General features: G+C 69.6%; 7 protein-coding genes. All 7 read right to left on the reverse strand.

Going from position 1 to position 10,997, the window contains the following annotated elements:
• Positions 1–2 precede the first annotated feature (2 nt).
• Positions 3–479 carry a DUF411 domain-containing protein gene (locus tag MFF56_RS09740; protein ID WP_026105495.1) on the reverse strand — a complete coding sequence of 159 codons (477 nt, stop codon included), beginning with the start codon at positions 477–479 and terminating at the stop codon, positions 3–5.
• A gap of 19 nt (positions 480–498) precedes the next feature.
• Entirely contained in the window at positions 499–3,672 is a 3,174-nt protein-coding gene (locus MFF56_RS09745; protein WP_003602902.1) for an efflux RND transporter permease subunit, read from the reverse strand.
• Complete coding sequence (locus tag MFF56_RS09750) at positions 3,669–5,153, reverse strand: efflux RND transporter periplasmic adaptor subunit (RefSeq protein WP_003602903.1); 1,485 nt, start codon at positions 5,151–5,153, stop codon at positions 3,669–3,671. The genes MFF56_RS09745 and MFF56_RS09750 overlap by 4 nt, the downstream gene beginning before the upstream one ends.
• A complete protein-coding gene (locus tag MFF56_RS09755; RefSeq protein WP_003602904.1) occupies positions 5,150–5,545 on the reverse strand; it encodes a FixH family protein in 396 nt (131 codons plus the stop codon). Before MFF56_RS09755 ends, MFF56_RS09750 begins: the two co-directional genes overlap by 4 nt.
• Before the next feature lie 80 nt (positions 5,546–5,625).
• On the reverse strand, positions 5,626–6,045 hold the full coding sequence (locus MFF56_RS09760) for a hypothetical protein (RefSeq protein ID WP_003602905.1): 420 nt from the start codon (positions 6,043–6,045) through the stop codon (positions 5,626–5,628).
• A gap of 148 nt (positions 6,046–6,193) precedes the next feature.
• Positions 6,194–9,481 carry a PAS domain-containing protein gene (locus MFF56_RS09765; RefSeq protein WP_003602906.1) on the reverse strand — a complete coding sequence of 1,096 codons (3,288 nt, stop codon included), beginning with the start codon at positions 9,479–9,481 and terminating at the stop codon, positions 6,194–6,196.
• Between the two features lie 1,107 nt (positions 9,482–10,588).
• Positions 10,589–10,822, reverse strand: coding sequence for a hypothetical protein (locus tag MFF56_RS09770; protein ID WP_003602908.1), 234 nt, complete (start codon positions 10,820–10,822; stop codon positions 10,589–10,591).
• Positions 10,823–10,997: the final 175 nt, after the last annotated feature.

Here is a 10,997-nt window from a genome sequence, read left to right on the forward strand (position 1 = left end):
CCTCAGGTTAGTTCCCCGCCGCGGTACCGCGCGAACGTCGACCGACCGTCCTTCCCAAACAGGACGACGTCGTAGGTATCAGGCTGCATGTCCTCGACCTCCATGCCGGGCGAACCGACCGGCATGCCTGGCACGGCCAGACCCATTCCCTCGGGTCGCTCCGCGAGGAGCCGCTTGATCGCCCCGGCCGGGACGTGCCCCTCGATCACGTAGCCGCCGACCTGGGCGGTGTGGCAGGAGGCAAGCTCGCGAGGCACCCCCAGGCGGATCTTGAGCGGGTTCACCGGGCCCTCGGTCACGGTGACGGTGAAGCCGGCCTCGCGCAGGTGGGTGACCCATCTCTCGCAGCAGCCGCAGCTCGGGTCCTTGGTCACCGCGACCATCGGCGGCCCCTCCGCCAAGGCGCCCCGTCCAAGCATCAGCCCCACCGCCAAACCCACGAGCACGGTACGTCTGGATGGCATCGCATCGCTCCTCATCGTCATCTACCGTTCGCTCTCACTCGGCCGCCTGCGGCAGCCGCATCGCCTCACCATCCGTCCCCTCGCGGACCGCGCCGGCCGGGGGCAGGCCCCGCCCCTTCACCAGGGCGTAGACCGCCGGGATGACCACCAGGGTCAGCACGGTCGAGGAGACCATCCCGCCGATCATCGGCACCGCGATGCGCTGCATGACCTCGGAGCCTGAACCGGTACTCCAGAGGATGGGCAGCAGGCCCGCCATGATGGCGACGACCGTCATCATCTTGGGCCGGACCCGCTCGACCGCGCCGACCATGATGGCCCGGCGCAGGTCCGGGCGCGCGAGCGGGCGTCCCTCGCGCTCGCACTGGGCGCGGACCTCGTCGAGGGCGTGGTCGAGGTAGACCAGCATGATCACCCCGGTCTCGGCAGCGACGCCAGCCAGGGCGATGAAGCCGACCGCCACAGCGACCGACAGGTTGAAGCCCATCCACCAGAGCAGCCACACCCCGCCGACCAGGGCAAAAGGCAGCGACAGCATCACGATGAGTGTCTCGGTCAGGCGCCGGAAGTTCAGGTAGAGCAGCAGGAACACGATCAGCAGCGTCAGCGGCACCACGACCGCGAGGCGCGCCTCCGCACGCTCCAGGTACTCGTACTGTCCGCTCCACTGCAGGGTCGTGCCCTGGGGAAGCCGCACCGCGTCTGCCACCGCCTTGCGCGCCTCGGCGACGTAGCCGCCGAGGTCTCGCCCGGCGATGTCGACGAAGAGGTAGACCGCGAGATGCCCGTTCTCGGTGCGGATCGAGGTCGGCCCTCGGGTGAGCTCGACCTTCGCCACCTCACCGAGCGGCACCGTGCCGCCGGTCGGCAGCGGCACCTGGACCTCTGTCGCGATGGCCCTTGGGTCCGAGCGGAAGGCGCGCGGGTAGCGCACATTGACGGTGTAGCGCTCGCGGCCCTCGACCGTGTTCGTCACGGACTGCCCACCCAGGGCCGTCGCGACGACGTCCTGCACGTCCCCGACCATCAGGCCGTAGCGCCCGAGCGCTTCGCGGTCCGGCGTGATGTCGAGGAAGTAGCCCCCGATGACCCGCTCGGCATAGGCGCTCGACGTGCCCGGCACGGCCCGCACCACCGTCTCCACCTGGCGGGCGACCCCCTCCATCGCCCTGAGGTTGGTGCCCAGCACCTTCACGCCCACCGGGGTGCGGATGCCCGTCGAGAGCATGTCGATGCGCGCGCGGATCGGCTGCGTCCAGGCATTCGACACACCCGGGAACTGCAGGGCCGCGTCCATCTCCGCCTTGAGGCTCGCGAGCGTCACGCCCGGGCGCCACTCCGCCTTCGGCTTCAAGGCGATGACCGTCTCGAACATCTCCATCGGCGCGGGGTCGGTGGCCGTGTTGGCGCGCCCAGCCTTGCCGTAGACCGAGGCCACCTCGGGGAAGCTCTTGATGATGCGGTCCTGGGTGGCGAGGAGCTCGCCGGCCTTGGTCACCGAGATGCCCGGCAGGGTCGTCGGCATGTAGAGCAGCGTGCCTTCGTCGAGCTCCGGCATGAACTCGGATCCGAGTTGCCGGGCCGGCCAAGCGGTCGCGGCCAGTACGCCGACGGCGAGCAGGATGGTGAGGAGTCGGGCTCGCAGAACGCCGGCGATGAGAGGCAGGTACAGCCAGATGAGGAGCCGGTTCAGCGGGTTGCGGTGCTCCGGGACGATGCGCCCGCGCACGAACAGCACCATCAGGGCCGGCACCAGCGTGACCGAGAGGAGCGCCGCCGCCGCCATGGCGAAGGTCTTGGTGAAGGCGAGCGGCCCGAACAGCCGTCCCTCCTGGCTCTCCAGGGTGAAGATCGGCAGGAAGCTCATCGTGATGACGAGGAGCGAGAAGAACAGGGACGGCCCGACCTCCGCAGCGGCCTCGACGAGGACCTCGACCCGCGGCTTGCCCGGGGGCGCCCGCTCCAGGTGCTTGTGGGCGTTCTCGATCATCACGATGGCGGCGTCGACCATGGTGCCGACCGCGATGGCGATGCCGCCCAGGCTCATGATGTTGGCGCCGATTCCGAGCGCCCTCATGCCGGCGAAGGCCATCAGGATGCCGACCGGCAGCATCAGGATGGCCACGAGCGCGCTGCGCACGTGCAGCAGGAACACGATGCAGACGAGAGAGACGACGATGCTCTCCTCGACCAGCGTGTGGCGCAGGGTGTCGATGGCCGCGTCGATGAGCTGCGAGCGGTCGTAGACCGGCAGGATCTCGGTGCCGGCCGGCAGGCTTTTCGCGACCTCTGCGAGCTTCGCCTTGACGCCCTCGATGACGTTGAGTGCGTTGGCGCCGAAGCGCTGCAGGACGATGCCGCCGGCGACCTCGCCCTCGCCGTTCATCTCGGTGATGCCGCGGCGCTCGTCCGGCCCGAGCTCGACCCGGGCGACGTCCCGGAGCCGCAGCGGCGTGCCGCCCACGGTCTTGAGCACGATGTTCTCGATATCGGCGACGCTCTTCAGGTAACCGCGCCCGCGCACCATGAACTCGAACTCGGACAGCTCGACCGTGCGCCCGCCGACGTCGGCGTTGCTCGACCGGATGGCGTCCCGGAGCTTGTTGAGGCTGATGCCCTGCGCGCGCAGCCGGTTCGGGTCCACGACGACGTTGTACTGCTTCACGAACCCGCCGACGCCCGCGACCTCGGCCACGCCCTCCGCGCGCGAGGCCCCGAACCGGATGACCCAATCCTGCAGCGACCGAAGCTCGGCGAGCGTCCGTTCCTTCGCGACGACGACGTACTGGTAGACCCAGCCCACACCGGTCGCGTCGGGTCCGAGGGTCGGCGTCACGCCGACCGGCAGGCGGCTCGCCGCACCGTTGAGGAACTCCAGCACGCGCGAGCGCGCCCAGTACGGGTCGGTGCCGTCCTCGAAGATGACGTAGACGAAGGACACCCCGAAGAACGAGAAGCCGCGCACCACCTTCGCCTTCGGAACCGTCAGCATGGCGGTCGTGAGGGGGAAGGTGACGACGTCCTCGACGGTCGTCGGACTTTGCCCGGGGTATTCGGTGTAGACGATGGCCTGCACGTCCGAGAGGTCGGGGATGGCGTCGAGCGGCAGGGTCTTGAGCGCCAGGACGCCGGTCGCCACCGCGAACACGGTCCCGATCAGCACCAGGACGAGGTTGCGGGCCGACCAGCCGATCAGGCGGGCGATCACGGCGTGCCTCCCGCGCTCGCCGCCTGCTGGTCATCCTTGGGCGCGGTCATGCCCTGCAGCGCCGCCTTCAGGTTGCTCTCGGCGTCAATCAGGAAGTTCGCCGCGGTAACCACGCGGTCACCGGCCGTGACCCCCTCGCGGATCTCGACGTAGCCCCGGCCGCGGAGGCCGACCGTCACCGGCTTCGGCTCGAAGCGCCCCTCGCCGTGGTCGAGCAGCACGACCTGGCGCTCGCCGGTGTCGATGACCGCGTCGTCGGGCACCGCCACCACTGGCTTGGCGTCGCCTGTCGCGATCTCGACGTCCGCGTACATCGACGGGCGCAGGGCGCCGTCGGGGTTCGGCAGCTCGACGCGCAGGCGGGCGGTCCGGGTCTCCATGTTGAGGTGGGGGTAGATCCGGGTCACCGTCCCGGTGAAGGTCCGGTCCGGGAAGGCCCGCACCCGCACCGTCGCCCTCTGTCCCTCCGCCACCCCGGCGAGGTCGCGCTCGGTCACGTCGGCCAGCACCCAGACGCGCGTGTGGTCGACGATGCGGAACAGGACGTCACCGGACTTGGCCTTCATCCCGTCCGAGACGTTGCGCTCGACCACGACGCCGTCCCGGGGCGAGGACCAGGTGATGGAGGGTGGTACCTTATGGGTGCGCTCGATCTCGTCGATGACCTCCGGCGGGATGGCAAGGTTCTCCAGCCGCCGGCGGCCCCCCTCGTAGCCGATGGAGGTCAGGTACTGGGCCGCGACCGCATTGATCTCGGGCGCGAACAGGCGCAGCAGCGGCTGCCCCTTGTGGACGTGGTCGCCGGTGGTGACCGGCTCGACCTTCTCGATGAAGGCGTCCGTGCGCATGGCGATGACGGAGATGCGGCGCTCGTCCTCCTCGACGCTGCCCGGCGCCCGCACCGGCAGAGACAGGACGCGGCGCTCCGCGAGCTCGGTCCGCACGCCCGTGCGCTGGACCTTGCCCGGCGCCACCTTCACGACGCCGCCCTCGTCCTCGCCCGCGTAGACGGGGATGTAGTCCATCCCCATCGAATCCTTCTTCGGCACAGGCGAGGTGTCGGCCAAGCCCATCGGGTTGCGGTAGTACAGCACTTGCCGGGCGTCGGACGTCGCCGCACCCTGCCCCGAAATGCCGTTCGCGGCCCTGTCGGCGGGCATGGCCTCGCCGTCCTCCGGGTCATCGAATCGCACGTCCTCGCTGGCACGCACGGCCCGGAAGACGCGCCCGTCGGCGGTCAGCATCGGCGCGAGCGAGTAGGCCGGCTTCCCGTCCGGGTCCCGATAGTAGACGACCGGCCCGGTCGCCTTCGCGGGGGACGGGGTGACCGGAGCCGGCTCGCCGGGGGGGCGGTGGGCGAGCCGGCTCCGCGCGCGCTCGACGAGCGCCGGCACGGGATTGCCACCGTGCCCGGCGACGTAGCCGGCGCTCCCTGCCACCAGCGCGGCGAGGGCACCGGCCGTCCAGCCCGCCCGGCTCATTTGACGGCCTGGAAGACGAGCTTGTTCTCGACTGTGCCCGTCTCGCCCTGGACCTTGGCCCCGAGCGACAGGCGCCAGCCTCCCGCCATCGAGAGCTTCGCCCTGAAGCGGTAGACGCCCGGCTCGGTCGAGGGGACCTGCTCGATCTTCGAGACCATCTCCTCCATGCTGTCGGGGGCCATGTCGATGCGCTTGGCGAAGATCACGGCGTCGGTCACCGGCTTGCCGGTGCGCCTGTCGACGAGGCGGACGGACAGGACGGCCTCGCCGACCTTCGCCTCACGCTGCACGAGCTCGAACGCGTAGTCCTTGATGTCGGCGACGGCTGGCCCCGTCAGGGCGGCAGCGAACAGCGCAGCCCAGAGGGCGCGCGAGAAGGATTTCCGGGTCACGTTTGTCGTCTCCTGAATGCGATGGATGGCCACGCGCGGACGCGCGTCACCGTGCCGGCGCAGGCGCCGGCGGCATCGGGTCAGGCTCTGGGAGGCTCTGGCGGCGGGGGGCCGTGCACGCTGGCGAACGAGGCCGCTTCGGGCCAAGCCGGCGCGGCGCACGTCGCCCCCGGCCTCGGGATGGGGACCGCGGTCGGCAGGAGCGAGGCGACGCCGGCGTTACAGAGCGCCTTTAGGGGGCAACCCGCCTTGGCGCAGTCCGGGTTCAGTGGCTTCTCGGGCGGGCAGCAGCGCATGTCGTCCATGGCCATGCCGGCCATGTCGGTCCCTCCCATCGCTTCATGGCCCATGCCGGGCATGGCCTCGCGGGACCCTTGCGCCTGCGCCGTCATGGAGGCGCGCATGCCCACGGCGGCCGCGGAAGCGGTCACCGGCGTCAGGGCGAGGCTGACAACCGCCATGAGCGGGAGCAGCCGCCGAAGGGCGAGCCAAAACGTCACGAATCGAGGATGCCAGTTTTCAGGGCGCGCATGAAGCCTCCCGGTTTCCCGCGCGCAGCGACCTGCAGGTGGCCTGGATAAGGCTTTCCACGGTGGGAAGGTCAAGCCCAGGATGGCAGCCTGACTTACGGTCGTCCCGGGTCAGGCCCTAGGGAACCAGGCGTCGCCCGAGCGGCCCTGCATCCGACGCCTCGATCATGGAGCGGATGCGGGCAGACATCGTGTCGACGGCGAAGGGCTTGGTCAGGACCGCCATGCCCGGTGCGAGATGGCCGTTCCCGAGAATGGAATTCTCGGCGTATCCGGTGATGAACAGCACCTTGAGGTCGGGACGGGTGACGCGGCCGGCATCGGCCATCTGCCGGCCGTTCATGCCGCCTGGCAGCCCCACGTCCGTCACCAGAAGGTCGATACGGACGTCCGACTGCAGCACCTTGAGGCCCGCGGCGCTGTCGGCGGCCTCGATGGCGGTGTAGCCGAGATCCTCCAGGATGTCGTTGACCAGCATGCGGACCGTCGGCTCGTCGTCCACGACGAGGACGGTCTCGCCCTGCTCGGAGCGGGGTAGCGTCGTCGCGACTTCGTCACCCGTGTCCTCGGCGATCTCGCCGTAGTGGCGCGGAAGGTAGACGCACACGGTCGTGCCCCTGCCGACTTCCGAGTAGATACGCACCTGCCCGCCGGACTGCTGGGCGAAGCCGTAGATCATCGAGAGGCCGAGTCCAGTGCCCTCGCCCAGCGGCTTGGTGGTGAAGAACGGCTCGAACACCCGCGCGACGACGTCCGGCGGCATGCCGGTACCGGTGTCGGTGACGCAGAGGGAGAGGTACTGCCCCTCGGGCATGTCATGCTGGCGTGCGGCCCGCTCGTCGAGCCATTTGTTGGCGGTCTCGACCGTGATGCGCCCGCCGTCCGGCATCGCGTCACGCGCGTTGATGCACAGGTTGAGCAGCGCGTTCTCAAGCTGCGGTGGGTCCACCAGCGCAGGCCACAGCCCGGATGCGCCGACGACCTCCACGGGAATGGCCGGGCCGACCGTACGCTGGATCAATTCCTGCATGCCGGAGACGAGGCGGTTCACGTCGGTGGGCTTGGGGGCCAGGGTCTGGCGGCGCGAGAAGGCGAGCAGGCGGTGGGTCAGGGCGGCCGCGCGCTTCGAGGCGCCCTGCGCGGCCGCCATGTAGCGGTCGACATCGCTGAGCCGTCCCTGTTGCATCCGGGTCTGCATCAGTTCCAGCGAGCCGGAGATGCCGGCGAGCAGGTTGTTGAAGTCGTGCGCCAAGCCGCCGGTCAACTGTCCGACCGCCTCCATCTTCTGCGATTGCCTCAGGGCTTCCTGAGCCGCCGCGAGTTCCGCCTCGCGCGCCTTCGCCACGCTCAGGTCGCGACCGACGGCGATGAAGTGCAGCCCGTCCGGCTCGGGCGCCACGGTCCATTCGATGGACTTCCACGACCCGTCGCTCGCGGCGATGCGGTTCTCGAACCGGGTTGGCCGCTTCGTGTCGCCCATCCGGACGAGGGCCGCAAGCGTCTGGTCCGTGTCGTCGGGATGCATGAAGGTCGCGTAGGGCCGCGACAGGAGCTCGGCCTCGGACCAGCCTAGCACCTGGGTCCAGGCAGGACTCACCGCCGACATCGTCCCCTGGTAGTTGGCGCGGGCCAGCATGTCCTCGGACAGGTTCCAGAGCCGGTCGCGCTCGGCGGTACGCTCGGCGAGGGTCGCGGCATGCTCCCTCTCCTCCGTCACGTCCCGCGCGCTGCAGTAGAATTGCCCGCCCTCGGGGACCGCGACCCAGGCTAGCCAGCGGTACCCACCGGCGGTGGTGCGGCAGCGGTTCTCGAAGCGGAGGACCGCCTCCCCGGCCCGTAGCCGATCCAGCGCGGCGTGGGTGGCCCTGACGTCGTCGGGGTGGACCAGCTCGACGAAGGGGATGCGTGCGGCCTCCGCATCGCTCCAGCCCAGCAGCGACTTCCAGGCCGGGTTGGTCCGGACGAAGAATCCGGCGTCGTCGGCGATGCCCAGGAGGTCCGTGGAGACCTGCCAAGTCCGGCTCAACTCGCGTGACCGTTCGGCGACCTGCCGTTCGAGGTCGGCGTTGAGGTCGCGCAAGGCCGTCTCGACACGGCTCCGCTCAACCGCGATGCGGGTCCTGCCCGCGACTTCCCGGATGAAGGCCAGGTCGTCCGGCGCCCAGTCCCGCACCTCGGCATGGTTGACGAAGAGGGCGGCCACGAGCCGACCCTGTTCGAGCACCGGCACGTTGACGAAGGCGTGCGCGCCGCGCCCCTTCGAGGCCTCCGCCGCGCCCGCCGTCCTATCGTCGCGCTCGACGTCCGCGATGCTGACGAACTCGCCGCGCTTCAGGCTGTCGATGAACGACCCGTAGGTCCGCAGCGGCACGACGCCGGCGAGGGTCTCGACGCCCGGTGCGTTCCAGTCGCGCTCGACGTGGAGCGTCTCGGCGTCGGGGTCGATGGTGCCGTATCCCACACGGCTGACCGCCAACGTCTCGCCGAGGACCTGCGAGGCCGCGAAAGCGATGTCGTCCGCCCTCGTGAGCTCATTGAACCGGTCGGTGATCCGCACCAGCGCCTCGCGCCGCGTCTCCGCCCGCGCACGGTCGGTGACGTCCGCGCCCTCGATGAAGATACCCCCGACCGTACCGTCGACATCCCGGATCGGTTGGTAGACGACGTCGACGAAGCGCTCGTCATGCGGGCCGCCCGGCACCGCCTGCACGGCGTAGCGGATGCCATGGAACGTCTGCGGCACGCCGCTGTCGTAGACCTGGTCGAGAATTTCCAGGAACCCTTGCTCGACCGCGTCGGGCAGGGCTTCCGCGACCGTCCTGCCTACGACGTCCCGGTGGCCGACGAGCTTCAGGTAGCGGGGATTGGCCAGTTCGAACCGATGCTCCCTGCCGCGCAGCACGGTCATGAACGTCGGGGTCTGCTCGAAGAGGCTGGCGAAGCGCTCGCGCTCGGCCGACAGGCGGCGCTCGGCCAGGACCTGCTTGGTGATCTCGGTACAGGCACAGAACAGCCCCGCGACCGTGTTTCTGTCGTCCGGGACGGGCGTGTAGGAGAACGAGAAGTGCGTTTCCTCGGGGTAGCCGTTCCTGTGCAAGGTGAGCTGGAGGTCGTCCATGTGCACCGGGTCGCCGGCATACACCCGATCCATCAGGACCCCGACCTCGATGCGGACCTCGGGCCAGACATCGAAGAACGGGCGACCGAGGGCATCGGGATGCCGGGCGCCGAGCATGGGGGCGTAGGCGTCGTTGTAGACGAGCGTACGCTCGGGACCCCAGCACAGGAACATCGGCTGGCGCGAGCTGAGCATCACTCGCAACAGCGTCACGAAGGCTTGCGGCCACCGGTCCGCCGGCCCGAGGAACGTCGACGCCCAATCGTGGGCGCGCATCCGCGCGCCCATGTTGCCCCCTCCTGCCAGGAAGCCCGGAGCCTGGGTCATCGGATCAGGCTTGCCCTTGCGCTAGCGGAGACCGTGTCGACCACGGGACCTGACCTACCGTGTGAGCCTCGTGCCGGGCTTTCACGCGCATCGAAGCGCGGGTGAACTCGCTGGCCGAGGTGTGCTTACTTTGGGTGGCTTGGCTTTTCGACCATCCGGCGACGGGCACGACCAGGGAGGTATGACGCGAGCGCTTGGCGGGCATGGCAGCGGCTTAACACGTTTGGCTGGTCGGGATGTCTCCCGTTTTGTCCCACCCGGCGTTCCGACGGAGCTTGCGCCGTCCGTCCCCGACCTATGGCGGCCCCGTCTCGGAACGCGGCAGGCCACTCAGGTCAGGCTCGAACTCCGCAGCTTCGAAGCTCCCTTTCGGGATGCCGCATACGGGCGGCGACCAGGTGCTGGCGACAGTGCGCCTGGCCGCCCCCCGACGCGTGCTGGAGAACCACCGAGTTGGCGCGCGCTACACTCGTAAGTGCGCGTCGCCCTGGCGACCGGCCCGGAGGGCGAATTGCCGGCCGATGTCCACCTTCCTCGGCCGGGTGTCCGGTCGCGGACACATCTCGTCGCGGACCCAGCGATCCAGCCACTAACGGCGTGGTTACCTCGTTGTTCGAATTGACCGATGCGGTTGCCGCCGGATGGCGGACAGTTGAAGCGGACGGTCGCGGCTGCTCTCCCCCGGGATGCAGGAGGCCGCCGAGGATCCTGCCTTCATCTTGGACGTGCATGGCAACGTCCCGAACTTCAAGCGAACGGTCCTGAACACCGGAGCCGTGTCCGGCGGACCAACCCACCGCAACGGCTCGCGCTCCGGCGGGGGAGAAGGTGCCCGACGGCAAGCCCGCGCACGCGGACAACGACTGGCATGCGCACGGGTACAGGCACGAAATGCCCGGCAGGAGATAGGAGTTCTCCGGGCGGCCCGTCCAAGCAGGCGGTGCGGACATGCGGATGCTACCCGAACTCGCGGGTTTTCGCGCCTGGCCGCGGGCATCGGGTACGCGCCCGCGAAGCCTCCCGCGCACGTTACTCCCCATGCGCCGCCCCCAATTCCGGCCTGCGACCTCAGTCGTCGAAGTCGTGGTGGTGATGGTGCCGCTCGAACCGGCGCGGCTCGTATTCGTCGCGGCGCGTGTGATGGTGCCGGACTACGACGTCGTCATGGTCGCCGTGACGGTAGACCTCGACATGATCGTGCGGCCGCCGTTCGCCATAGCCGCGCTCGTAATATTGGGCCGAGGCCGCGGCCGGCGCGATGACGATGGCCGCGGCCATCAAGCCTGCAAGGTGTCGCCGCATCGCTGTATCCTCCGGGGATTCGTATAACGGCAGGTTGCGCCGCCGCCGTTGAATGCGTTCTGAAACCGCCGTTCAGGCAACCGTCACGCTGGGTTCGCCGACCTTTCGAGGAGCGTGGGACTGGGCCGCCCGCCGATGCCGCCGTCCCGGCCCCGGGTCGACGTTCCGCTACACG

Origin of the sequence: Methylobacterium hispanicum (assembly GCF_022179285.1) — a bacterium.
GTDB classification, from domain to species: Bacteria; Pseudomonadota; Alphaproteobacteria; order Rhizobiales; family Beijerinckiaceae; genus Methylobacterium; species Methylobacterium hispanicum.

Bases quoted from the DNA above. Each gene is read 5' to 3' on its own strand.
- MFF56_RS09740 (WP_026105495.1), bottom strand. From the start codon at position 479: ATGAGGAGCGATGCGATGCCATCCAGACGTACCGTGCTCGTGGGTTTG.
- MFF56_RS09750 (WP_003602903.1), bottom strand. From the start codon at position 5,153: ATGAGCCGGGCGGGCTGGACGGCCGGTGCCCTCGCCGCGCTGGTGGCA.
- MFF56_RS09765 (WP_003602906.1), bottom strand. From the start codon at position 9,481: ATGGGCGCGCGGATGCGCGCCCACGATTGGGCGTCGACGTTCCTCGGG.
- MFF56_RS09770 (WP_003602908.1), bottom strand. From the start codon at position 10,822: ATGCGGCGACACCTTGCAGGCTTGATGGCCGCGGCCATCGTCATCGCG.